Annotated in this window: 24 protein-coding genes; 18 read left to right on the plus strand and 6 right to left on the minus strand. The window is 71.6% G+C overall.

Features of this window, described 5'->3' with window-relative positions; translation table 11 throughout:
- The first annotated feature begins 32 nt into the window (after nt 1-32).
- Genes alaS through ABT324_RS12030 form a run of 4 tightly spaced genes read left to right on the plus strand, consistent with a single transcriptional unit; the run spans nt 33 to nt 5,212 of the window.
- On the plus strand, nt 33-2,705 hold the full coding sequence (gene alaS, locus ABT324_RS12015) for an alanine--tRNA ligase (RefSeq protein WP_351175317.1): 2,673 nt from the start codon (nt 33-35) through the stop codon (nt 2,703-2,705).
- The gene (gene ruvX, locus ABT324_RS12020; RefSeq protein ID WP_351175319.1) at nt 2,702-3,172 is read left to right on the plus strand and encodes a Holliday junction resolvase RuvX; all 471 of its coding nucleotides are present in this window, start codon (nt 2,702-2,704) and stop codon (nt 3,170-3,172) included. The genes alaS and ruvX overlap by 4 nt, the downstream gene beginning before the upstream one ends.
- Nucleotides 3,169-4,371: an endolytic transglycosylase MltG gene (gene mltG / locus ABT324_RS12025; protein ID WP_351175321.1), complete on the plus strand. Its 1,203-nt coding sequence runs from the start codon at nt 3,169-3,171 to the stop codon at nt 4,369-4,371. The genes ruvX and mltG overlap by 4 nt, the downstream gene beginning before the upstream one ends.
- Complete coding sequence (locus ABT324_RS12030) at nt 4,361-5,212, plus strand: shikimate dehydrogenase (protein WP_351175323.1); 852 nt, start codon at nt 4,361-4,363, stop codon at nt 5,210-5,212. The genes mltG and ABT324_RS12030 overlap by 11 nt, the downstream gene beginning before the upstream one ends.
- An 825-nt stretch (nt 5,213-6,037) precedes the next feature.
- Here the strand turns inward: ABT324_RS12030 and ABT324_RS12035 are convergent.
- The 3 genes from ABT324_RS12035 to ABT324_RS12045 are packed head-to-tail and all read right to left on the minus strand — an operon-like array spanning nt 6,038 to nt 8,408.
- Nucleotides 6,038-6,310: an HPr family phosphocarrier protein gene (locus ABT324_RS12035; RefSeq protein ID WP_351175325.1), complete on the minus strand. Its 273-nt coding sequence runs from the start codon at nt 6,308-6,310 to the stop codon at nt 6,038-6,040.
- A gap of 45 nt (nt 6,311-6,355) precedes the next feature.
- The gene (locus ABT324_RS12040) at nt 6,356-7,618 is read right to left on the minus strand and encodes a PTS transporter subunit EIIC (protein ID WP_351175327.1); all 1,263 of its coding nucleotides are present in this window, start codon (nt 7,616-7,618) and stop codon (nt 6,356-6,358) included.
- A gap of 52 nt (nt 7,619-7,670) precedes the next feature.
- Nucleotides 7,671-8,408 carry a GntR family transcriptional regulator gene (locus ABT324_RS12045; protein ID WP_351175329.1) on the minus strand — a complete coding sequence of 246 codons (738 nt, stop codon included), beginning with the start codon at nt 8,406-8,408 and terminating at the stop codon, nt 7,671-7,673.
- Nucleotides 8,409-8,752: 344 nt separating this feature from the next.
- Between ABT324_RS12045 and ABT324_RS12050 the strand changes: the two genes are divergently transcribed.
- The 9 genes from ABT324_RS12050 (at nt 8,753) to ABT324_RS12090 (ending at nt 15,812) form a co-directional block, all read left to right on the plus strand.
- Nucleotides 8,753-8,989, plus strand: coding sequence for a PTS sugar transporter subunit IIB (locus ABT324_RS12050; protein ID WP_351175331.1), 237 nt, complete (start codon nt 8,753-8,755; stop codon nt 8,987-8,989).
- Nucleotides 8,986-9,441 carry a PTS sugar transporter subunit IIA gene (locus tag ABT324_RS12055; RefSeq protein ID WP_351175333.1) on the plus strand — a complete coding sequence of 152 codons (456 nt, stop codon included), beginning with the start codon at nt 8,986-8,988 and terminating at the stop codon, nt 9,439-9,441. The genes ABT324_RS12050 and ABT324_RS12055 overlap by 4 nt, the downstream gene beginning before the upstream one ends.
- A gap of 121 nt (nt 9,442-9,562) precedes the next feature.
- The gene (locus tag ABT324_RS12060) at nt 9,563-10,171 is read left to right on the plus strand and encodes a prepilin peptidase (RefSeq protein WP_351175335.1); all 609 of its coding nucleotides are present in this window, start codon (nt 9,563-9,565) and stop codon (nt 10,169-10,171) included.
- Between the two features lie 54 nt (nt 10,172-10,225).
- The gene (gene aroC, locus ABT324_RS12065; protein WP_351175338.1) at nt 10,226-11,431 is read left to right on the plus strand and encodes a chorismate synthase; all 1,206 of its coding nucleotides are present in this window, start codon (nt 10,226-10,228) and stop codon (nt 11,429-11,431) included.
- Entirely contained in the window at nt 11,431-11,955 is a 525-nt protein-coding gene (locus ABT324_RS12070; RefSeq protein ID WP_351175340.1) for a shikimate kinase, read from the plus strand. The genes aroC and ABT324_RS12070 overlap by 1 nt, the downstream gene beginning before the upstream one ends.
- A 57-nt stretch (nt 11,956-12,012) precedes the next feature.
- Nucleotides 12,013-13,119 carry a 3-dehydroquinate synthase gene (gene aroB, locus ABT324_RS12075; RefSeq protein ID WP_351175383.1) on the plus strand — a complete coding sequence of 369 codons (1,107 nt, stop codon included), beginning with the start codon at nt 12,013-12,015 and terminating at the stop codon, nt 13,117-13,119.
- Nucleotides 13,116-13,550: a type II 3-dehydroquinate dehydratase gene (gene aroQ / locus ABT324_RS12080; RefSeq protein ID WP_351175342.1), complete on the plus strand. Its 435-nt coding sequence runs from the start codon at nt 13,116-13,118 to the stop codon at nt 13,548-13,550. The genes aroB and aroQ overlap by 4 nt, the downstream gene beginning before the upstream one ends.
- A 28-nt stretch (nt 13,551-13,578) precedes the next feature.
- The gene (locus ABT324_RS12085; protein ID WP_351175344.1) at nt 13,579-15,027 is read left to right on the plus strand and encodes a glycoside hydrolase family protein; all 1,449 of its coding nucleotides are present in this window, start codon (nt 13,579-13,581) and stop codon (nt 15,025-15,027) included.
- A gap of 128 nt (nt 15,028-15,155) precedes the next feature.
- Nucleotides 15,156-15,812: a DUF4232 domain-containing protein gene (locus tag ABT324_RS12090; RefSeq protein ID WP_351175346.1), complete on the plus strand. Its 657-nt coding sequence runs from the start codon at nt 15,156-15,158 to the stop codon at nt 15,810-15,812.
- Nucleotides 15,813-15,979: 167 nt separating this feature from the next.
- Here the strand turns inward: ABT324_RS12090 and ABT324_RS12095 are convergent, their stop codons facing one another.
- On the minus strand, nt 15,980-16,945 hold the full coding sequence (locus tag ABT324_RS12095) for a GlxA family transcriptional regulator (RefSeq protein WP_351175348.1): 966 nt from the start codon (nt 16,943-16,945) through the stop codon (nt 15,980-15,982).
- A gap of 16 nt (nt 16,946-16,961) precedes the next feature.
- Here ABT324_RS12095 and ABT324_RS12100 point away from each other — a divergent pair, with 16 nt between their 5' ends.
- A complete protein-coding gene (locus tag ABT324_RS12100; RefSeq protein ID WP_351175350.1) occupies nt 16,962-18,299 on the plus strand; it encodes an MFS transporter in 1,338 nt (445 codons plus the stop codon).
- Here ABT324_RS12100 and ABT324_RS12105 read toward each other — a convergent pair.
- Complete coding sequence (locus ABT324_RS12105) at nt 18,274-19,455, minus strand: beta-1,3-glucanase family protein (RefSeq protein ID WP_351175352.1); 1,182 nt, start codon at nt 19,453-19,455, stop codon at nt 18,274-18,276. The two genes, ABT324_RS12100 and ABT324_RS12105, sit on opposite strands and share 26 nt — an antisense overlap.
- A 511-nt stretch (nt 19,456-19,966) precedes the next feature.
- Here ABT324_RS12105 and ABT324_RS12110 point away from each other — a divergent pair.
- Nucleotides 19,967-20,641, plus strand: a complete 675-nt coding sequence (locus tag ABT324_RS12110; RefSeq protein WP_351175354.1) for a spermidine synthase — start codon at nt 19,967-19,969, stop codon at nt 20,639-20,641.
- 5 nt (nt 20,642-20,646) lie between these two features.
- On the opposite strand, the gene ABT324_RS12115 is transcribed toward ABT324_RS12110, so the two are convergent.
- On the minus strand, nt 20,647-21,171 hold the full coding sequence (locus tag ABT324_RS12115) for a methylated-DNA--[protein]-cysteine S-methyltransferase (protein WP_351175356.1): 525 nt from the start codon (nt 21,169-21,171) through the stop codon (nt 20,647-20,649).
- A 138-nt stretch (nt 21,172-21,309) separates the two neighbouring features.
- On the opposite strand from ABT324_RS12115, the gene ABT324_RS12120 reads away from it, so the two are divergent.
- The 3 genes from ABT324_RS12120 (at nt 21,310) to nusB (ending at nt 23,543) form a co-directional block, all read left to right on the plus strand.
- Complete coding sequence (locus ABT324_RS12120; protein WP_351175358.1) at nt 21,310-22,419, plus strand: M24 family metallopeptidase; 1,110 nt, start codon at nt 21,310-21,312, stop codon at nt 22,417-22,419.
- 83 nt (nt 22,420-22,502) lie between these two features.
- Nucleotides 22,503-23,069, plus strand: coding sequence for an elongation factor P (gene efp / locus ABT324_RS12125; RefSeq protein ID WP_351175360.1), 567 nt, complete (start codon nt 22,503-22,505; stop codon nt 23,067-23,069).
- Nucleotides 23,070-23,111: 42 nt separating this feature from the next.
- Nucleotides 23,112-23,543, plus strand: a complete 432-nt coding sequence (gene nusB / locus ABT324_RS12130) for a transcription antitermination factor NusB (protein WP_351175363.1) — start codon at nt 23,112-23,114, stop codon at nt 23,541-23,543.
- The last annotated feature ends 68 nt before the right edge of the window (nt 23,544-23,611 follow it).

Raw genomic sequence — 23,611 nt, forward strand, 5'->3', positions numbered from 1 at the left:
ACCCGACACCCGAACCTCCCGAGGAACCCACCGTGCAGACCCACGAGATCAACAACCGGTTCAGCGAGCACTTCCGCAGCCGCGGCCACACCGTGGTGCCCAGCGCCTCGCTGATCCTGGACGACCCGACGCTGCTGTTCGTCAACGCCGGGATGGTGCAGTTCAAGCCCTACTTCCTGGGCGAGGCCCCGGCGCCGTACCCGCGCGCCACCAGCATCCAGAAGTGCGTGCGCACCGGCGACATCGACGAGGTCGGCAAGACCACCCGGCACAACACGTTCTTCCAGATGGCCGGCAACTTCTCCTTCGGCGACTACTTCAAGGAAGGAGCCATGCAGTTCGCCTGGGAGCTGCTGACCGGGTCGCAGTCCGACGGCGGTTACGGCTTCGACCCGGCGCGCCTGTGGGTCACCGTCTACGAGAAGGACGACGAGGCCCGGCAGCTGTGGCAGGACGTCGTCGGCGTCCCGGCGGAGCGGATCCAGGCCCGCGACGGCAAGGACAACTACTGGGACATGGGCGTGCCCGGTCCCGGCGGCCCCTGCTCGGAGATCTACTACGACCGCGGCCCGAAGTACGGCCGCGAGGGCGGTCCGGTCGCCGACGAGGACCGCTACATCGAGATCTGGAACCTGGTGTTCATGCAGGACATCAGGGGTGAGCTGTCGCCGAAGCTGGGGCACCCGCCGATCGGCACGCTGCCCAGCAAGAACATCGACACCGGCATGGGCGTCGAGCGGGTGGCCTGCCTGCTGCAGGGCGTGGAGAACGTCTACGAGACCGACCTGGTGCGGCCGGTCATCGCCAAGGCCGAGGAGCTCTCCGGCCGCCGCTACGGCGCCAACGCCGAGGACGACGTGCGCTTCCGCGTCATCGCCGACCACGCCCGCTCCGGCGTGATGCTGGTCGGCGACGGCGTGACCCCCGGCAACGAGGCCCGCGGCTACGTGCTGCGCCGGTTGCTGCGCCGGATCATCCGCTCCACCCGCCTGCTGGGCGTGCAGGAGCCGGTGCTCGGCGAGTTCAGCAAGGTCGTGCGCGACGCGATGGCGCCGAGCTACCCGGAGCTGGTCACCGAGTTCGACCGCATCGACTCGGTGATGCGCAACGAGGAGGAGGCCTTCCTGACCACCCTGACCGCCGGGTCGAAGATCTTCGACGTGGCGGTGGCCGAGACCAGGAAGGCGGGCGGCGGCCAGCTGTCCGGCGACAAGGCCTTCCAGCTGCACGACACCTACGGCTTCCCGATCGACCTCACCCTGGAGATGGCCTCCGAGCAGGGGCTGAGCGTCGACGAGCAGGGCTTCCGAAACCTGATGGCCGAGCAGCGCCGCCGGGCCAAGGAGGACGCCAAGGCGCGCAAGACCGGCCACGGCGACCTGTCCACCTACCGCACGCTGCTGGACGAGCACGGCACCACCGAGTTCATCGGCTACACCGACCTGCAGGCGCGCAGCCGGGTGCTGGGCCTGCTGGTCGACGGCCAGCCGGCGAAGTCCGCGGCCGCGGGCACCGAGGTCGAGCTGGTGCTCGACCGCACCCCGTTCTACGCCGAGGGCGGTGGCCAGATCGCCGACACCGGTCGGCTGGTCGGCCCCGGCGTGGCGGTCGAGGTGCACGACGTGCAGCGCTCGGTGCCCGGCCTGTTCGTGCACCGGGCCAAGGTCGTCGAGGGCGAGCTGGGCGTGGACACCACGCTGGAGGCCGCGGTCGACCAGGCCCGCCGCCACGCGATCGAGCGGTCCCACTCCGCGACGCACCTGGTGCACGCGGCGGTGCGCAGCGCCTACGGCAAGCGCGCGGCGCAGGCCGGTTCGCTGAACTCGCCGGGCCGGATGCGGTTCGACTTCACCGCCCCCGCGGCGGTCTCGGCCGGGGTGCTCTCCGGTGTCGAGGAGGAGGTCAACGACTACCTGCAGAGCGACGTCGAGGTGCAGACCTACAACACCACGATGGACCGGGCCATGGAGCTCGGCGCGGTCGCGCTGTTCGGCGAGAAGTACGGCGACCAGGTCCGGGTCGTGGACATGGGCGACTACTCCCGCGAGCTGTGCGGTGGCACCCACGTGCCGCGCATCGGCCGCCTCGGCGTGGTCAAGCTGGTCGCGGACTCCTCGGTGGGGTCGGGCGTGCACCGCGTCGAAGCGCTGGTCGGCATGGACGCGATGCGCCACATCAGCAAGGAGCACCTGCTGGTCAGCCAGTTGGCCGAGCAGTTCAAGGTGCCGGCCGAGGAGCTGCCGGAGCGCATCAGCGGCGTGGTCTCCCGGCTCAAGGCCGCGGAGAAGGAGATCCAGCAGCTGCGCGTCGCGCAAGTCCTGCAGTCCGCCGGTGAGCTTGCCGGCAAGGGCACCGACGTGCACGGCGTGACCGTGGTCGCCGAGCAGGTGCCGGACGGCGTGGACGGCGGCGCGCTGCGCGCGCTGGCCGGGGAGGTCCGCGGGCGGCTCGGCTCCCGCCCCTCCGTGGTGGCGCTGTTCTCCGCCGAGGACGAGAAGGTCAGCTTCGTGGTCGGCGTCAGCGACGCGGCCCGTGACCAGGGCCTCGCGGCCGGCAAGCTGGTGCCCGGCTTCGCCGCCGAGGTCGGCGGGCGCGGCGGCGGCAAGCCGGACATGGCGCAGGGCGGCGGCTCGAACCCGGCCGGGATCACCGCCGCGATCGGCGCGCTGCGCAAGGCCGTCGACCAGGTGGTGGCTGGCGGGTGAGCGAGCACCAGCAGGTGGAGCCCGGACCGGGGCGTCGGCTCGGCGTCGACGTCGGTGCGGTCCGGGTGGGTGTCGCGCTCAGCGACCCCGCACCGATGCTGGCCACGCCGTTGATCACGCTGAAGCGGGACGAGGCGGGCGGCAGCGACTTGGCGCAGCTGGCCGCGCTCGTCACCGAGCACGACGTGGTGGAGGTCGTGGTGGGCCTGCCGAAGACGCTGGCCGGCCGCCACGGCACCGCCGCGGAGATCGCGCAGTCCTACGGGTCCGCGCTCGCGGAGCGCATCGAGCCGGTGCCGGTGCGCTTCGCCGACGAGCGGTTGACCACCGTCACCGCGAGCCGGATGCTCTCGAAGCGCGGCGTCAAGGGGAAGAAGCAGCGCGCCGTGGTGGACCAGGCCGCTGCCGTGGAGATCTTGCAGGCGTTCTTGGACAGTCGGGGGAAGACGCGAGAGGACCTTTCGTGACCGACGATCTCGGACTGTTCGCCGACGAGCCCGATGACCGCAAGCGGCGCGCGCCGGACCCCGAGCGCTTCCGGCGCCGCAAGCGGCGTCGCGTGGTGACCGCGCTGGCCGGGTTGTTCGTGCTGGTGCTGGTGGGGGTCGGCGTGCTCTACGGCGCGAGCCAGCTCATGCAGATCGGCGCCTACGACGACTACGACGGCGAAGGCACCGGGGACGTCGTCATCGAGGTCAAGCCCGGCGACACCGTCAGCGCCATCGGCCGCACCCTCGCCCAGCAGGACGTGGTGGCCAGCACGAAGGCGTTCACCAAGGCCGCCGAGGAGAACCGGCAGATCAACAGCATCCAGCCCGGCTACTACCTGATGCGCGGCCAGATGTCCGGCGAGGCCGCGGTGGCGCACATCCTGTCGCCGAAGGCGAAGGTCGGCCGGGTCGACATCCGCGGCGGCATGCGGCTGGAGGACCAGCTCGCACCCGACGGCGGGCACACCCCGGGCATCCTGACCCGCCTCGCCGAGGCCACCTGCGCCGGGGAGAACCCCGCGTGCACCACCTCCGAGGAGATGCACCACATCGCCGCCACCGCCGACCTGAAGTCGCTGGGCGTGCCGGACTGGGCGCTCGAGGACGCCAACAAGGCGGAGCCGAAGCGGCGGCTGGAAGGCCTGATCATGCCCGGCATCTACGACGTCAAGCCGGGCGAGTCCGCGGAGAACGTGCTGCGCGACGTGGTCACCCGCTCCGCGGCGGGGCTGGAGGCCGCCGGTCTGCCGCAGCGCGCCGAGGGCACCGAGCACTCCCCGTACGAGCTGCTCATCATCGCCTCCATCGTGCAGAGCGAGGCGATCACCAAGGACTTCGGCCAGGTCTCGCGGGTGATCCAGAACCGGCTCACCCACCCGGTCATGAAGCTGGGGATGGACTCCACGATCAACTACCCGCTGGACAAGCCGAGCCTGCTGACCGACCCGAAGGACCGCGAGCGGCCCGGCCCGTACAACACGTACCAGAACTTCGGGCTGCCGCCGACGCCGATCTCGACGGCCAGCAAGGAGGCGCTGGAGGCCGCGGAGCGCCCAGCCGAGGGCAACTGGCGGTACTTCGTGAAGTGCTACCCGGACGGCACCTCCTGCTTCGCCGACACCTTCCAGCAGCACCAGGCCTACATCGACGAAGCGCGGGCCCGCGGTGCCTTCTGACCAGCGTCGGGCAGCGGTGCTCGGTTCCCCGATCGAGCACTCGCTGTCCCCTGTCCTGCACGGCGCCGCCTACGCCGCGCTCGGGCTGACCGGCTGGACCTACGAGCGGGTCGAGGCCGACGAGCGGCAGCTGGTCCCGTTCGTCGCCGGGCTCGGCCCCGAGTGGGCCGGGCTGTCGGTGACCATGCCTGGCAAGCGCGCGGCGCTGCAGGTCGCCGACGAGGTCAGCGCCCGGGCCGAAGCGGTCGGCGCGGCGAACACCCTGGTGCACCTGGGTGACGGCGGTTGGGCGGCGGACTGCACCGACGTCGACGGAGTCGTCGGAGCCCTGCGCGCCGCCGGGGGCTTCCGCTCCGGGCGGAGCGGGCTGGTGCTGGGAGCCGGCGGCACCGCCGCCGCGACCCTGGCGGCCTTCGCGGAGCTCGGGCTGGGCGAAGCGACGATCGCGGTGCGCGAGCCCGCGCGAGCGCGCGAAGCGGCGGAGACCGCGGAGCGCGTGGGGCTCGCGGTGCGCGTGGAGCGGCTGGACCGCGTCGCGCTCGCGGACGCCGCGGCAGCGGCGGACGTCGTGGTGTCGACGCTGCCCGCGGGGGCGCTCGACGAGCGGGTGGCGGAGCTGGCGAAGGCGCCCTGCGTGCTCGACGTCATCTACCACCCGTGGCCGACGCCGCTGGCCGCCGCGGTCACCGCGGCCGGGGGGACCATCGCCACCGGCCTGGACATGCTCCTGCACCAGGCGTTCGGGCAGGTCGAGCAGTTCACCGGCCTCCCCGCCCCCCGCCAAGCGATGCGAGACGCCCTGGCCCAAGCCACCGGCAACGAGCTCCCCCTACCCCTCTGACGCGGTTCCAACGGGGAGGAGACGTCCGATCCCCATCGAAACCGCCTGAACCCCGAACCACCCAGCACACCGGAACCCCGGCACACCGGGACCCCACAACTCCCACTGAAGTCGCGCGAGACCCCGACACACCCCGGAGTGTCCTACCCAGACACTCCGAAGGTTCCCGCAACTTCCATTGGAATCGCGTCAAACCCCGACACACCGCCGATGTGTCGGGCCCCGACATGCCGACGGGGTCCGCGAGTTCCCTTGAAATCACACGGAGTCCCGACATGCGCGGGTGTGTCGTTCCGCGGTGGTGGGCGCAAGTTCCACTGAAGTTGCGTGGGTTCGCGACATGCCGTCGGTGTGTCGGGGTCAGGACATGTCGGTGGGTTCCGCGAGTTCCACGGAGGTGATCTCACCGGACTCTCACGGGCGGCTCGCCGGATGATTCACAGTTTCAACTGAAACTGTAACCACCCGTGTGTCGGGCACCCGACGCGCCGGTGATGCGTCGGGGTGCTTTCGCTGGGACCAGCTCGTTGAGATCACCGAGTCCCGGCACGCCCCGGTGCGTCGTGGCGCGGGGGTGGAGCGGACTGCCATTGAAATCGAGTGGGTTCGCGACACGTCGCCGGTGTGTCGGGGCTGGGCATGTCGGTGGGTCCGCGAGTTCCGTTGGGATCGCGCGGCGTTCCGGTGTGGGGTGGTGTGGCGGGGTTCGGGGGCGAGCGATTGGGGTGGGGGTGCAGTTCGATTGGGACTGCGGATCAGGGGTGGGGTATGGCAACGGCCCCTCCGGTGGGGGAGCGGAGGGGCCGTTGTTGTTCGGGGCTGGGGTCAGTTGGTGTTGTCCAGGTCCGTTGCGACCAGCTGGGCGATGTGGTCCAGCGCGGCTTCCGCACCGTCGCCGTCGGCCGCCAGGACCACCTCGTCACCGAAGGACGCACCGAGGGTCATCAGACCGAGGATGCTGCCCGCCTCCACCGGCTGGGTGTCGTCCTTGCGGATGGTGATCTTGACCGGTTGCGCGGCGGCTGCCTTCGCCACCAGGGCCGCGGGTCGCGCGTGCAGTCCGACCTTGCTGGCCACGGTGACCCGTCGCTCCAACATTCAGCACTCCGTTCGTCGGGGGAATCGGGAAAGCGGTTACCGGGGTCAGTTCTTGTCGGGGCCCGGCTCGGCCTTCCCACTGGCATTATCCGTGCCGGTCTCGGCCGCGTCGCTGTCGTCCTCCTCACGACCCGGCGTGCGCAGGTTCCACTTCGTGATCACGAACCGGAACACGAAGTAGTAGATGACCGCGTAGGCGAGACCGATCGGGATCAGCCACAGCGAGTTCTGCGAGATCCCGAAGTTCAGCAGGTAGTCGATGGCGCCCGCGGAGAAGCCGAACCCGGTGTGGATGTCCAGGGCGTTGACCAGCGCCATCGACGTGCCGGTGAGCACCGCGTGGATCAGCAGCAGCGGCCAGGCCACGAAGATGAAGGAGAACTCCAGCGGCTCGGTGATGCCGGTGAGGAACGCGGTCAGCGCCACCGAGATCATCACGCCGCCGACGACCTTGCGCTGCGAGGGCTTGGCGCACTGCCAGATGGCCAGCGCCGCGGCCGGCAGGGCGAACATGAAGATCGGGAAGAAGCCGGTCATGAAGGTGCCCGCGGTGGGGTCACCGGCGAAGAACCGGGAGATGTCGCCCTTCTCCCCGTTGTAGTCGCCGAAGAGGAACCAGACGACGTTGTTCGGGATGTGGTGCAGACCGAACGGCAGCAGCAGGCGGTTGACCACGCCGTAGACGCCGCCGCCGATGACCGCGTTCTGGGTGACAGCGTTGCTGAAGGCGGTCAGCCCGGCGTCGAAGAGCGGGTAGAGCAGGCCGAGGACCACGCCGACGAACAGCATGGCGACCGCGGTGATGATCGGCACGAACCGCCGACCGCCGAAGAAGCCCAGGTAGGCGGGCAGCTTGATGCGGTGGTACTTCTGCCACAACCAGGCCGCGACCAGACCGGCGATGATGCCGCCGAGCACGCCGTAGGGGCCCTTGTTGAACACCTTGTCCGCTTCGGTGCCGGTGATCTTCCACAGCACGCCGGACAGCACCAGGTAGCCGACGGCACCGGCCAGCGCGGTCGACCCGTCGGCCTTCTTCGCGAACCCGATCGCCACCCCGATCGCGAACAGCAGGGGCAGGTAGTCGAACAGCGCGCCGCCCGCGGCGCCGATCACCTCGGCGACCGGCAGCAGCCAGCTGAAGGCCTGGCCGAGCCCCTCGGCACCGAGCAGGTCTTCCTGGCCGAGGCGCTGCAGCAGCGCGGCGGCGGGGAGGACGGCGATCGGCAGCATCAGGCTCCGACCCAGCCGTTGCAGCAGGGCGAATCCCTTCTTGTTGCCGCTCGCCGCTGTGGCGCTGGCACTCATCGGTTACCTCCTGTGTCGTGGACACCGAGTCTTCGGGGGATCCGGCTCACGATCACGTGGGCCGGATGGTCGGGCGGTGGTGGCCGGTACCGCTCGGGTCGCGGTCCAGTTGCATGGTGACCTGGTACAAGTCGCCGCGGTACCAGGAAGTCATGTCCTCGATCGGTCGGCCCTGCGCGGTGGAGACCCGGCGGAACACCAGCACCGGGCAGCCGGGGCGCACCCCGAGCAGCCGGGCGGTGTCGGTGTCGGCGCCCTCGGCGAGCACGGTCTGGGTGCCGCTCTCCAGCTGCACGTCGTAGTGGCGGGCCAGCAGGGTGTACATCGAGTCGGTGAGGTCCCGGTCGAGCAGGCCGGGCAGCAGCCCGGCGTGGTACCAGCCGCGCTCCACCGCCATCGGTGCTCCGTCGGCCTTGCGCAGCCGGTAGAGCCAGTAGGCGGGTTGGCCGGGCGCGAGGCCGAGCGCGTCGGCGGTGTCGGGTGGCGGGACCGCCTCGGTGGCTTCCAGCAGCACGGTCTCCGGGTGCATGCCGCGGCGCAGCATGTCCTCGGTGAACGACGCGAGGTGCAGCTGGGAGTCCACGCGGGGCCGGGTGGTGAAGGTGCCCTTGCCGCGCACCCGCACCAGCAGTCCTTCGGCGACCAGCTGGCCGACGGCTTCCCGCACGGTCAGCCGCGAGACGCCGTAGCGGACTGCGAGTTCGCGTTCGGAGGGGACCGGTGAGCCGGGCAGCAGCTCCTCGCTGGCCAGCTGGCGCAGGATCTCCCGCAGCTGGGCGTGCTTGGGCATCGGACCGTTGCTGAGCGCGCGTTCAGCGCGTCGACTGTCGTCTGCGGTTCCCCGCGCGGCCACGTTGCCTCCACCGGTCGGTGCTCCTGCGCCCGCCGGTGCCTTGTGGACACCGGCCACCGGGTTGAACATTGGCTGATCATCGCCGCGTTCGCCCGGTGCTGTTGACCGGAGGCACCCAGTTGGTACTGTCCGGTCTAAACCAGTCGGTTGCGAACAATGCGCCGTCATGCGATCGGGTGTCAAGACGGCTTCGAATTCGTTGCCGCATCGACACCGAGTGGCGCAAGATCGTCGCGACGCGGTCGCTCCGCGTCGTTGGTACGGGAGGAAGGGAGCACGCGGTGGCTCAGGACAAGGCCGCGGCGATCCTGGCCGCGCTTGGCGGCGGGGACAACGTTGTGGAGATCGAGCCGTGCATCACGCGGCTTCGCTGCGAGGTCGAGGACGGTTCGAAGATCGACGAGGCGGCGCTGAAGGCGGCCGGGGCGCACGGCGTGATGCTGCAGGGCTCCGTCGTGCAGGTCGTGGTGGGGCCGGAGGCGGACACCCTCGCCGAGGACATCGAGGACCTGCGGTGAGTGTCGAGGTCGGCAGCCCGGTGGCGGGCCTGGCCACCGGGCTGGCGGAGGTGCCCGACCCGGTGTTCTCGCAGGCCATGGTGGGTCCGGGCGTGGCGGTGAAGCCCTCCGGTGGACGTGCTGACGCGGTCGCGCCGATCGCTGGGACGGTGGCGACGCTGCACCCGCACGCGTTCGTGATCGCCTCGCCCGGTGGCACCGCCGTGCTGGTGCACCTGGGCATCGACACGGTCAAGCTCAAGGGCGAGGGCTTCGAGTTGCACGTGGCCAAGGGCGACGTGGTGGCGGCTGGCCAGCGCATCGTCACCTGGGACCCGTCCGAGGTGGAGTCGCACGGCTACTCGTCGATCTGCCCGGTGATCGCCCTGGAGGTGGCGCCCGAGGCGCTGGTCGACCTCCGCGAGGACGGCCAGGTGGTCACCGGGGACGCCCTGTTCTCCGTCACCGCCTGACAGCACCGAGGAGGCACCGCTGACCGGATCACCCGGTCGGCGGTGCCTGTTGTCGTTGGGTCCCGACATGCGCGAGTTCCGGGTGCCGGCGGCCGGTGGCTCCTGCGGCCATCGTGGCCGCATGGTCGTGATCGGGATCTGCGGGGGCGTCGTCGGCGTCGGCGCTGGGTGGTTCGGGCGGTGGGTGCTGGGGCGCGTTCGCCGGGGCGTGGTGGCGCCCCGGTTGTGGTGCGAGCTGGGCGTGGGGGTGGCTTGGGCCGCGGTGGCGGTGCGGGTCGTCGGCGGGATGCCTTGGTGGTGGGCGGGAGTGCCGTTGCTGCTCGGGTGGGGCGGAGTGCTGCTCGCGGTCTGCGACATCCGCGCCTACCGGTTGCCCGACGTGTTCACGCTGCCCGCTTACCCGGTGGCGTTGGTGCTGGTGGGCGTCGCGGGGCTGCACCGGCCCGGGGTGTGGGCCGGGGCGCTCGGGGGCGGCCTGCTGCTCGGTGGGGCGTACCTGCTGGTGCGGGTCGTCGTGCCGGGGGCGATGGGGCCGGGGGATGTGAAGGTGGCGGGGAGCCTGGGGTTGGCGGTGGGTGCGGTGTCGGTCGGGGCGGTGCTGGTCGTGCTCGCCGCCGCGGCCTTGCTCACGCTGGTCGCGGCCTCGTGGCGGGGGCGCGGCGCGGTTCCGCACGGCCCGGCGCTGCTCGTCCCCGCGTGGCTGGTCACTGCCTTCGCGTCGTGGTCGTGACCGAGGACCCCCGGCCGGGTTCATCGGCGACCTGACGTGGCAGGATCTATAGGCGTGCTGCGCTGGATGACCGCTGGAGAATCGCATGGCCCCGCCCTGGTGGCGGTGCTGGAAGGCATGGTGGCCGGAGTCGAGGTGACCTCGACCGACATCGCGACCCAGTTGGAGCGCCGCAAGCTCGGCTTCGGGCGCAGCCCGCGGATGAACTTCGAGGCCGACGAGCTGGAGATCATCGGCGGCGTCCGGCACGGGCGCACCCAGGGCGGCCCGATCGCGGTCCGCATCGGCAACACCGAGTGGCCGAAGTGGGAGCAGGTGATGGCCGCCGACCCGGTCGACGAGGACGTGCTGTCCTCGCTGGCCCGCAACGCGCCGCTGACCCGCCCGCGTCCCGGTCACGCCGACCTCGCCGGGATGCAGAAGTACGGCTTCGACGAGGCCCGCCCGGTGCTGGAGCGGGCCAGCGCCCGCGAGACCGCGGCCCGCGTCGCCGTCGGCACGGTGGCCCGGCAGTTCCTGCGGCAGTTGCTCGGCGTGGAGATCGTCAGCCACGTGGTCAGCCTGGGCGGGGTGGACGCCGAGCATGACGTGCTGCCCGGCCCGGACGACCTGGCGGCCATCGACGAGAACCCGGTGCGGGCCTTCGGCGACACCGCGACCGAGCGGATGATGGCCGAGGTCGAGGCGGCCAAGAAGGACGGCGACACGCTGGGCGGCGTGGTCGAGGTGATCACCTACGGGCTGCCGCCGGGGATCGGCTCGCACGTGCACTGGGACCGCAAGCTCGACGCCCGGCTGGCCGGTGCGCTGATGAGCATCCAGGCGGTCAAGGGCGTGGAAATCGGCGAGGGCTTCGCCAACGCGCACCGCCGCGGCAGCGCCGCGCACGACGAGATCTACCCCGACGAGGGCGCGAAGTGGGTGCACCGCAGCAGCAACCGGGCTGGTGGCCTGGAGGGCGGCATCACCAACGGCGAGCCGCTGATCGTGCGCGCCGCCAAGAAGCCGATCTCCAGCCTGCCACGCGCGCTGGCCACCGTGGACGTGGTGACCGGCGAACCGGCGCAGGCGATGCACCAGCGCTCGGACATCACCGCCGTGCCGCGCGCGGCCGTGGTCGCCGAGACGATGGTGGCGCTGGTGCTGGCCGAGGCCGCGCTGGAGAAGTTCGGCGGCGACTCGCTGCCGGAGACCCGGCGCAACGTCGAGGGCTACCTGGCGGCCCTGCGGGAGCGGGCCGAGAAGCGGCAGGTGCGCTGATGGCGCCGCGGGCAGTGGTGGTCGGCCCGCCGGGCGCGGGCAAGACCACGATCGGTCGGCTGCTGGCGCAGCGGCTCGGCGTCACCTTCCGCGACACCGACGAGGACGTGGAGCGCACCAGCGGCCGGGCCATCTCCGACATCTTCACCAGCGACGGCGAACCGGCGTTCCGCGCCATGGAGGAAGCCGCCGTCGAGGCCGCGCTGCGGGAGCACGACGGGGTGCTGGCGCTGGGCGGCGGCGCGGTGCTGTCCGAGCGGACCCGCGAACGGCTGGCCGGGCACCCGGTGGTGTTCCTGTCGGTCGGGCTCGCCGAGGGGGCCAAGCGCGTCGGGCTGTCCACCGCCCGCCCGTTGCTGGCCGGGGTGAACCCGCGCGCCACGTTCAAGGCGCTGCTCGACGAGCGGATGCCGATCTACCGCTCGGTGGCCGCGGTCGAGATCGAGACCGACCACGTCGAGCCGGACGAGGTCGTCGCGCAGGTCGTGGCCGCGCTGTCCGCGCGCAGCGCCGCGTCCAGCTGACGCGGTTGCGGAGCTGAGCAGAATGAGTCGAAAGCCGTCTTCACCGAAGGGACGATGATGACCGAGCCGGTGCGGATCGGGGTTGCCAGCCAGCAGCCCTACGACGTGGTGGTCGGCCGGGGGTTGCTCGGCGAGCTCGTCGACTACCTGCGCGACGCATCGGTGGTGGCGCTGGTGCACCAGCCCACCATCACCGCGACCGTCGAGGCGGTGCGCGAGGAGCTGACCGAGGCCGGGGTGGACGCCCACCGGGTGGAGATCCCCGACGCCGAGGACGGCAAGAGCCTGCAGGTCGCCGGGTTCTGCTGGGGGGTGCTCGGCAAGATCGGCATGGACCGCGGCGGTGTCGTGGTGTCCTTCGGCGGCGGCGCGGTCACCGACGTCGCCGGGTTCGTGGCCGGGACCTGGATGCGCGGGGTGCGCGTGGTGCACGTGCCGACCACGCTGCTGGGCATGGTGGACGCCGCGGTCGGCGGCAAGGCCGGCATCAACACCGAAGCGGGCAAGAACCTCGTCGGGCTGTTCCACGAGCCGAGCCTGGTGCTGGCCGACCTGGCCACGCTGGAGGGCCTGCCGCGCAACGAGCTGATCGCGGGCATGGCCGAGATCGTCAAGGCCGGGTTCATCGCCGACCCCGAGATCCTGCGGTTGATCGAGGCCGACCCGGAGGCGGCCACCGACCCGTCCGGCGAGGTGCTGGGCGAGCTGGTGCGCCGGTCGATCCAGGTCAAGGCCGACGTGGTGGCCGCGGACCTGAAGGAGTCGCACCTGCGGGAGGTGCTCAACTACGGGCACACCCTGGCGCACGCCATCGAGCGGCGGGAGCGCTACCGGTGGCGGCACGGCGCCGCGGTCAGCGTGGGCCTGGTCTTCGCCGCCGAGCTGGCGCGGCTGGCCGGGCGGCTGGACGACGAGACCGCCGACCGGCACCGCCGGGTGCTGGACCTGCTGGGCCTGCCCACCACCTACGACCCGGACGCCCTCGGCCAGCTGCTGGAGGCGATGAAGGTGGACAAGAAGAACCGCTCGGGGATGCTGCGGTTCGTGGTGCTCGACGGGCTGGCTAAGCCCGGCCGCCTGGAGGGCCCGGACCCGTCGCTGGTCGCCGCCGCCTACTCCGCGGTGACCGGCGGCGAGGCCAAGTCCACCGGAGTGCTGCTGTGAAGGTACTGGTGCTCAACGGCCCGAACCTGGGTCGGCTGGGCAAGCGGGAACCTTCGGTCTACGGCAGCACCACGCACGCCGACCTGGTCGCGATGTGCGAGGCCACGGGTGCGCAGCTGGGCGTCGAGGTCGAGGTGCGCCAGACCGACCACGAGGGCCAGATGGTCCAGTGGCTGCACGAGGCCGCCGACCAGGAGTGGCCGGTGGTGCTCAACGCCGGGGCCTGGACGCACTACTCGATCGCGGTGCGCGACGCGGCGGCGCAGCTCCAGGCGGAGCTGGTCGAGCTGCACATCTCCAACGTGCACAAGCGCGAGGAGTTCCGGCACACCAGCTACCTCTCGGACATCTCCACCGCGGTGGTGGCCGGTCTCGGTGTCGCGGGCTACCCGCTGGCGATCCGCTGGCTGGCCGAGCGCGCGAGCGCGTAGGCGCACCGGTTCCGTGGCGCGGGGGGTGGTGAGCGGGGCAGCCGGGCTGCTCTGCGTGGTGCTGGTGGCCGGTTGCACGCCGGGGGCGCCTGGCGCGCCACCCAGCGTCGAGTCGCGGGCCCAGCCGGAGCGGCTGCCCGTCGACCTGCAGGTCAGCGCCGAGCGCAGCAGCGGCGGCATCGTGCTCTCGGGCGGCATGCCCGCGCCGTACAACTACGGGCCGACGGTGCTGCAGGACGACGGTCAGTACCGGGTGTGGTGGTGCAGCCAGCTGCCGGGCATCGGCCCGCCCGGCGACGACGTCCTGCACGCCGCTTCGGGCAGCCTCGACGGGCCGTTCACCGCCTCCGGCGGAGCGCCTGCGGTGCCGGTCTTCTCCGGGCAGCCAGGCGGTTTCGACGGCATGCACACCTGCGACCCGTCAGTGGTCGAAGTGGACGGTCGCCACTACCTGTACTACACCGGCGCGGCGGGTGACGACCACGCGCACGGCAACGCCATCGGGGTGGCCAGCAGCACCGACGGCCGGTCGTGGCGGCGCGAGGCCGGGGGAGCGCCGGTCGTGACCCCGTCCGGCGAGGTGCACCGGGAGAACACCTACGGCGCGGGGCAGCCGTCCGCGCTGCACCTGGACGGGTGGTTCTACCTGATGTTCACCGACACCACGGCCTCCGGGGCGGGCTGGAACGGTGCCGGGCAGTTCGTGGTCCGGGCGCGCGACCCGGAGTTCCGCCAGCAGGTCGAGGCGTTGACCGAGGACGGGTTCCGCCCGGCCGGTGGGCCGCGGGCGCGTTCGGTGGTGGACGCCTTCAGCGCGGACTGGATGTGGGTGCCGGCGCTGGAGGCGTTCGCGATCGCCCACCAGACCGCGGAGGGCACGTCGGTGACCTTCTGGGACCGCGACTTCACCGCGCACCCCTACTCCCCGGTGCTGATCCCCGGCCCGTGGCAGGAAGGACCGGGCCTGGCCCGCCGCCCCGGCGGAACGGCTCCGGTGTCCACATCGGACCCGTGCGGCACGGTGCCGCTGGACGTTCTGCGCGCGACGGCGTTGCTGCCCGCCCCGACCGACATCCGCCACTTCGGCATCGACGTCACCGGCGTCGACGGTTGTGCCACGCCGGAGCAGGCTGCGGCGGTCCTGGACGGCTTCGCGGTCCCCTCCCCGGAACGCACCGTGGACGTGGTACGCGACGGCAAGCGGATCCGCGTCGAACGCCGCTCGGTGGCGGAGCTGCTGGTGACCCGGGTGCTCGACCGCCGGGTGCCCGCGGTGGCCGAGCTCCCGGTGGTGGCGACGATCGAGGCTGGGGCGTCGGCGCTGCGCGCGCCGAGCGGCGAGGTCGCCCTGGTGGACACCGCAGGTCGCCTGTGGACGGTCCCGCCCGAGGTGGCGGAGGCCAACGGCTCGACGGTCGTGGACGTACCACAGCAGGGGTGGACGGCCTACCCGCGCGGCGGTGACCTGCTCCGTTAGGAGTCGTGAGTGATAATGGTGGCTCTTGCGACCACCGCCACTCACGAGCTTTGAGCGGTCCCGGACGCAACCTCCTCGCGTGCCAGGCGTCTACTGGTTGGAAAGACGGTGCGAGAGAGGTGTGGATGATGATGCGGGCGAAGTTCCTCGCGGTCACGGCGGCGGCGCTGGCGGTCGGGCTGACCGCGTGCAGCCCTGGCGGGTCCGACGAGCAGAGCACGGTGAACAACGCCCTGCCGCCAGCCGTCCAGGACGATTCCGGTACCAGCGCGGTGGATTCGCCGACGGGTGAGGACCAGGGGTCGACCGCGAACTCCGCGGTGCAGCAGACCGGGCGGACCGGCGACCCCCTGTGCAAGGCCGCTGACCTCCAGCTGTCGCTCGGCCATGGCGATGGAGCCGCCGGGAGCACCTACCAGCCGCTCGTCTTCACCAACTCCAGCGACCGGGCCTGCGTGCTCCAGGGCTTCCCCGGGGTGTCCTACGTCGGTGGGGAGGACGGCCACCAGATCGGTGAGGCCGCGTTCCGCGAGGGCTCGAAGGGCGAGGAGATCAACCTCGAGCCGGGCGGCAGGGCCTCGGCGATGATCAAGTACACCAACGTGGAGAACTACGACCCCGCCGAGTGCCGGGTGGAGACCGCCAAGGGCCTGCGGATCTACCCGCCGCAGGAGACCGCGTCGCTGTTCGTCCCGTTCGAGCACGAGCGCAACGGCTGCGCGGGCTCCGGGGTCCCCGGTCACCAGCTGGCCGTGCAGACCATCCAGGCAGGCGTCTCCCAGTGACCTCTGCGCCCGACCGGCGGGTGCACCGACGTCCGTGCCGATGCGATTCCAAAGCGGATCGGACGTCCAGTTCCTGGTGGAATCGCGGGGAGTTGTCCACGAGCGCCGGTGTGTCGGGGTGCGACACGCCGTGAGGACCACAGTTTCAATTGAAACTGTGGTCCCGCTCAGGAGCGGAAGGTGCGGCGGTAGGTGGCCGGGCTGGTGCCGAGGCGGTGGCGCAGGTGCTTGCGCAGCGAGGCCGCGGTGCTCAGCCCCGCCCGCTCGGCGACCGCGTCGATCGGTAGGTCGGTGGACTCCAGCAGGTGGCGGGCGTGCTCCAGGCGTTGCTGGAGCAGCCAGTCCATCGGGCTGGTGCCGGTCTCGTCCCGGAACCGGCGAGTGAAGGTCCGTACGCTCGTCCCGGCGTGCGCGGCGATCTGGTCCAGCGTCAGCGGCTCGGCGAGGTGCTCCAGCAGCCAGGCGCGGGTGGCGGAGGTGCCGTTGCCGGACGGGTCGGGCACCGGCCGATCGATGTACTGGGCCTGACCACCCTCCCGCCACGGTGGCACCACGCTGGAGCGGGCCGCGCGGTTGGCCACCTCGCTGCCGTGGTCGCGGCGGATCACGTGCAGGCACAGGTCGATCCCGGCGGCCACCCCGGCCGAGGTGAGCACGTCGCCGTCGTCGACGAACAGCACGTCCGGGTCCAGGTCCACCGCCGGGTACAGGCGCCGGAAGTCGTCGGCGTGCATCCAGTGCGTGGTGGCCGGGCGGCCGTCGAGCAGGCCCGTCGCGGCGAGCACGAACGCCCCGGTGCAGATCGACATGATCCGGGTGCGGGCGGGCAGTCCGGCCAGGTAGTCGGCCAGCTGCGGGTCGAGGGTGCCGTCGGTGCGCGGCCCCTCGAGGTGGGTGCCGGGGATGACCAGCGTGTCCGGCGCGGTCAGGAAGTCCGGATCGGTCCCGGGCAGGATGGCGAAACCCTTGGTCGTGGTGATGGGGACGCCGTCGAAGCTGCACACCCGCACGTCGTAGAGCGGGGTGCCCGCCTCGTCGCGGGCGCCGCCGAAGATCTGCGACGGGATCGCCAGGTCGAAGCCGACGACCTCGGGCAGTCCCAGAACGGCGATGCGGTGCTGTGCGGTCGGCATGGCCGAATCTTCTCACATGTTGTCCCTCCGGTCACTGGTTCGGTGCCGCCGTCCCGGCGAGGCTGGTCAGGTGATCAGCACTGCTCCTGCGCGGCGCGTCCACCCGGCGTGGTGGATCGCGGCCGTCGCCTTCGTCGCCCTGGTGGGTGCCGCCGCGTTCCGGTCGGTGCCCGGTGTGTTCATGAACCCGCTGCACGAGGAGTTCGGCTGGCCGCACAGCGTCATCTCGGCCGCCGTCTCGCTGAACCTGCTGCTCTTCGGGCTGACCGCGCCGTTCGCCGCGGCGCTGATGACCCGCTTCGGCATCCGACGGGTCACGGTGACCGCGCTGGCGCTGGTGGCGGCGGGCAGCGGGCTCACCGTGTTCATGACGGCCAGCTGGCAGCTGGTGATCTGCTGGGGGCTGCTGGTCGGCCTGGGCACCGGGTCGATGGCGCTGGCCTTCGTGTCCACTGTGGTCGACCGGTGGTTCGTGGCGCGCCGCGGCCTGGTCAGCGGTGTGCTGACCGCGGGCAGCGCGACCGGTCAGCTGGTGTTCCTGCCGCTGGCCGCGGTCCTGGTCGAGGACCTGGGCTGGCGGGTGGCCTCGCTGGTCATCGCGGCCACCGCGTTGCTGGTCGCCGTGCTGGTGTGGCTGGTGATGCGCGAGAACCCGGCCAGCGTGGGCACCACTGCCTACGGCGCGACCGGGGACGAGCCAGCACCCGAGCGCGCCAGTGGCAACCCGGCCGCCGCCGCCCTGCGCGCGCTGCGCGACGCCGCCCGCAAGCATGCTTTCTGGCTGTTGGCAGGTGGTTTCGCGATCTGCGGGGCGAGCACGAACGGGTTGGTCAACACCCACTTCGTGCCCGCCGCGCACGACCACGGGATGCCCACCACCACCGCCGCCGGGCTGCTGGCCGTGATCGGCGTGTTCGACGTGGCGGGCACCGTGCTGTCCGGCTGGCTCACCGACAAGGTCAACCCGCGGCTGCTGCTGGCCGTCTACTACACGCTGCGCGGCCTGTCGCTGTTCGTGCTGCCGCAGCTGTTCGCACCCTCGGTGGGGGCGGAGATGGTGTTGTTCGTGGTGTTCTACGGGCTGGACTGGGTGGCCACCGTGCCCCCGACGATGGCGCTGTGCCGGGAGCACTTCGGCCCGCGCGCCTCGGTGGTGTTCGGCTGGGTCTTCGCCTCCCACCAGCTCGGCGCCGCGGCCGTCGCCAGCATCGCGGGCGTGGTGCGCGACCAGTTCGGCGACTACGCCGCGGCCTGGTACGGCGCTGGCCTGCTGTGCCTGCTGGCGACGGCCTTCTCGGTGTCCATCCGGCGCCGGGCGCCGGAGCGGGTCACCACGGGGTCAGCGTCACGGTGATGGCGGTCGGCGCGCCGTCCTGGATGTAGGAGGCGAACCCGGCCACGTCGTCGAAGGCGAAGCCGTAGGCCTTGCCGTCCTCGGTGTTCTCGTGCATCACCTTCGAGTAGTGGTTGGTGATGTCGTGCCGGTAGAAGGTCGCCGGGTCGGTGCCCGGCTGGTCGGCCGAGTCCAGCAGGATCGAGCGGTTGAAGCCCGCCCCGAGGATCGCCGCGACCGGCCCGGTGATCCCGTCGTTCGGGGCGGCGAGCGCGCCGTCGCAGAACAGCACGTCCCGGGTGGACGGGCGGCCGATCGGCTGCACGCCGCCGTCGAAGTTGAAGGTGTCGCCGGAGACCTGGCCGGTGAAGACCTTGCCGTTGTCGGTGTCCACCCGCAGTTGGGTGCCCTGGTACTTGGTCCACACCTCGTTGATGTAGGCGTCGTAGTAGGTGTCGGAGAACTTGCCGAGGTCCAGGCCGTGGCCGGGCGCGATCACCCGCAGGTCGTCCTGGCGCAGCCCGGCGAAGTCGGGGTGCTCGGCAACACCGGCGAGGATCCGCTCCCGGCCGCCGGCGGGCACCGTGCCGGTGGTCTGGTCGGCGGCGCCCCGCAGGTGGATCGACAGCGGCACGCTGAACATGTCGACCATCGTGGTGTTGCAGTACATCCCGTCGGCCTTGAGGGTGAACTCCACGGTGTCGTGCAGGATTCCGTAGTTCGGGTCGCTGTCCACCCAGCCCGCCGGGTACTGCAGCGCGGCCTTGCCGTCGCCGCCGGTGACGACCTTGAACTTCAGCTTGTCGCCGAGGGCGAAGTAGATCCGGCCGGACATGCTCGGCAGGTTCAGCGTGGTGTCGCCGCTGCCCTGCAGCGGGATGGCGTAGTCGGCGTAGCCGTCGGACCCGTTGTCGGACTCCGAGACCGGCACCAGCTGCCCTTCCGGCGTGACCCGGGACTGCTCGCCGGTGTCGAGGTTGACGCCGACGACGTAGACGTGGATGGAGGCGTTGTCGAACTGCCCGCTCTGGTTGACGATCGTCAACGGCAGCGGGACGTCCGGCGCGCGACGCCCGCCCAGCGCGGCGAACGCGGGGGAGGTGGCCAGGCTGCCGAGGGCGGGCACGGCGAGGGCGGCGGCGGAAACACCGCCGAGGAAGGACCTTCTGCTGATCACAGCGCATCCCTTCGGTCGGAATCGGTTCGGAGGGCCACAATTCTGAGGAGGTCCACACCAATGGCCACTGCGCCGAACCGACGCCGACCGCTACCCGGACCGGCCCAACCGGCGAGCCATTTCCGGACAAATCCGAGGCCTGGCGCCCTCCCGGGCCCACCGGGGGATATCCCTACTGCGGTTCCCGCCTTTCCCGGACGACCCACGCCTGCTGCTGGGAATGCGCACCCGAGGCGTCAAACGGCCCGTTCGAGCCGACCCCGCTGTGCGGTGGGCGGGTGTTCGCGCATCGGCTTCGCCGTCGGTGCCCGGGCCCCTGGCTCCGCCGTGGGTGAATGCGATTTCAACGGGAACCAGATGTCCAACTTCCATGGGGATCGCGGATCTCCGGACCCCAGGTTCCCCGGTCCGGGTGATCTCCGGGCACCACGGGATGATCTTGACCGGGGGTGCGTGAAGTGGTCGTGAGGCGGTGCGGGGCGGGGTCGCGGGGTTGGTTACCGTTGCGGTGATGGCAGAACTAGTCGCGCGCGGCGAGTCCGAGCGGGGCGAACTGGCGCTGCTGCGCCGGGGTGACGTGCTGGAGCTCCGGGTCAACGGCGTGTTCGTCATGGACACCGCGCACACCGAGACCGAGCGGGAACTCGCCACCGCCACGCTGCGCGCGGTGGACCCCCCGCAGCTGCGGGTGCTGGTCGGCGGCCTGGGGCTGGGTTTCACGCTGCGGGAGGTGCTGGCCGATCCGCGGGTGCGCGAGGCGCACGTGGTCGAGATCGAACCGGAGCTGCTCGCCTGGCACCGCGACGGGCTGGTGCCCGACACCGCCGCGGCGATCCGCGACGACCGGGTGCGCTGCCACGTCGGCGATGTGGCCGAGGTGGTCGACGCCCAGCCGCCGGGTGCCTTCGACGTCGTCCTGCTCGATGTGGACAACGGCCCCGACTTCCTGGTCTACGACGCCAATTCCGCGATCTACCGCAGCGACTTCCTCGCCCGCTGCGGCGAGGCGCTGACCGCCGGGGGCACGCTGGCGATCTGGTCCGCCGACACCTCACCGGCGCTGCGCGGTGCCCTGCGGGAGGTCTTCGGCAACTGCGAGGAGCTGGCGATCCCGGTCCGGCTCGGCCAGCACGAGACGACCTACCACCTGTTCCTCGCCGTCCGCGGCACCGTCCCGGCGCGGTGAGGCGCTCAGCCGAGCAGGTCGAGCTCCAGCAGGCTCGGTTCGAGGCTGCCCTCCAGGACCAGCAGGCGCCGCTTGGCCTCCAGCCCCGGGCCGAAGCCGCCGAGACCGCCGCCGCTGGCCAGCACCCGGTGGCACGGCACGATCAACGGAACCGGGTTGCTGCCCATGATCGTGCCGACCGCGCGCGAGGCCTCGGGGCGCCCGGAGAGCTCGGCCAGCCGCTTGTAGCTCACCGTCTCCCCGAACGGGACCAGCTCGTGCAGGGTCCGCAGCACGTGCAGCCGCAGGCCCTGCAGCGGTTCCCACTCGATCGGGACGTCGAACTCGCGGCGGCCGCGCGCGAAGTACTCGTCGAGCTGCCGGGCCGCCTCGACCGCCACCCCGGTGTCGCGGACCAGCTCCTCCTCGTACCCGCCGAGCACCGCGTCCGGCCCGGCGAAGGCGATCTGGCGCACCCCGGACGCACCGGCCACCACGGTCAGCTCGCCGACCGGGCTCGCCACCGCGCTCCACGACAGGGACACGGGCACCTCAACCTCCTAGCCGTCCGACGGCGGCAACACTAGTGCGCCGCACCGACAACGCGGGCCGCGCGAGGTCGTGGCGGCTTCCCGCCGAACTCCCGCTGACCAGGTCCCCGGGCTGGTCCGGGGGTTAGGCTCCGGAGCATGTCCGAAGCGCACTCCCACCGACGGCAAGCCCTCCGCGACCGCCTGCGCGCGCAGGAGCTGGACGCGATGCTGGTGACCGACCTGCTCAACATCCGCTACCTCACCGGCTTCACCGGGTCCAACGCCGCGCTGGTGGTGCACGCCGCGGACGAACCGGGCGCCGAGTCGCGGACGGTGTTCTGCACCGACGGGCGCTACCTGACCCAGGCCGAGCAGCAGGTCCCGGACCTGGAGCGGGTGATCGACCGGGCCAGCGACCTGACCCTGGCCCAGCGGATCGGGGAGGCCGCCGCCGAGCACCGGCGCGTGGGGTTCGAGAGCCAGCACGTCACCGTGGACCACCGGGACGTGCTCGCCGACGCCGCAGGCGAGGTGGAACTGGTGCGCGCGCCCGGCCACGTCGAGCAGCTGCGGCTGGTCAAGGACGAGTTCGAGATCGAGGCGCTGCGGATGGCCTGCGCGGCCGCCGACCGGGCGCTGGCCGACCTGATCGAGCACGGCGGGCTGCGCCCCGGGCGCACCGAGCTGGAGGTGGCCCGCGAGCTGGAAGCGCGGATGCTGGAGTACGGCGCCGCCGGGCCGTCGTTCGCCACGATCGTCGCCGCCGGGGCGAATTCCGCGGTGCCGCACCACCGCCCGACCGACGCGGTGCTGGCCCCCGGCGACTTCGTGAAAATGGACTTCGGCGCGCTGGTCGACGGCTACCACTCGGACATGACCCGCACCGTGGTGCTGGGCAAGCCCGCCGACTGGCAGCGCGAGGTCTACGAACTGGTGCGCACCTCGCAGGCCGCCGGGCGGGCCGCGGTCCAGGTCGACGCCGACGTGCGCGAGGTGGACACCGCGGCGCGCAAGGTCATCGAGGACGCCGGGTACGGCGAGCAGTTCCTGCACGGCCTCGGGCACGGCGTCGGGTTGGAGATCCACGAGGCACCGACGTTGTCGCAGCGGGGAGGCGGTAGAATCAGCGCCGGGATGGCGGTCACCGTCGAGCCTGGCGTTTATCTGGCGGGGCGGGGCGGGGTCCGCATCGAGGACACGCTGGTCGTGCGTCCCAGCACGCCGGAGCTCCTCACCTTGACGACGAAGGAGCTCGTCGCTGTCTGACGCACGTCAGGTGCGCCGACACCGTCGGAATCGCGATCCGGCGGAACACGCCCGAAGCCATCACCACAGGAGAAGATCCCCACGTGGCATCCACGAACGACCTGAAGAACGGAATGGTGCTCAACCTCGACGGCCAGCTCTGGTCCGTCGTGAACTTCCAGCACGTCAAGCCCGGCAAGGGCGGGGCCTTCGTGCGCACCACGCTGAAGAACGTGCTCTCCGGCAAGGTCCTGGACAAGACCTTCAACGCCGGGGTGAAGGTGGAGACCGCGAACGTCGACCGCCGCGAGATGACCTACCTCTACAGCGACGGCACCGACTACGTGTTCATGGACCCGGACACCTACGACCAGGTCAACATCTCGGCCGACGTGGTCGGTGACGCGGCGAACTACATGCTGGAGAACAGCAACGTGGTCGTGGCCCGCCACGATGGCAACCCGCTCTACGTCGAGCTCCCGGCCTCGGTCGAGCTGGTCGTCCAGCACACCGACCCGGGCCTGCAGGGCGACCGCTCCACCGGTGGCACCAAGCCCGCCACCCTGGAGACCGGCGCCGAGATCCAGGTGCCGTTGTTCCTCAACACCGGTGACAAGGTGAAGGTCGACCCGCGCGACGGCCGGTACCTCAGCCGCGTCAACACCAAATGAGCGCCTGCCCGTCGGCCCCCGCGGCCGGGAAGAGGGTGTGAGGTGGGTTCACGGAGTAAGGCGCGCAAGCGCGCGGTGGACTTCCTCTACGAGGCGGACCAGCGCGGCGTGGACGCGGTGACCCTGCTGTCCGAGCGGGTCGGTTCGCCGGAGGTCCCGCCGGTGGCCGAGTACACCGTCACGCTGGTGGAGGGGGTCACCGAGAACCGCACGCGGATCGACGAGGTGCTCACCCAGCACGCCGAGGGCTGGTCGCTGGAGCGCATGCCCGCGGTGGACCGCGCGGTGCTGCGGCTGGGCCTGTACGAGCTGCTGTGGCGCAGCGACGACGTCCCCCCGGCGGTGGCGATCGACGAAGCGGTGGAGCTGGTCAAGGCGCTGTCCACGGATGACTCGCCGAGGTTCGTCAACGGCGTCCTCGGCCGCATCTCGGGCATCGGCAACCGCCTGCGCAAGACGGTCCAGCAGGACTAGCAAGGACGTGCGAAGGGCGCCTCCCGCCCCCCCGGCCCCCACGGCAACCACCCCAACACCCACAAAAA

This window comes from Saccharopolyspora sp. NPDC000359 (assembly GCF_040300525.1).
Taxonomy (GTDB): Bacteria; Actinomycetota; Actinomycetes; order Mycobacteriales; family Pseudonocardiaceae; genus Saccharopolyspora.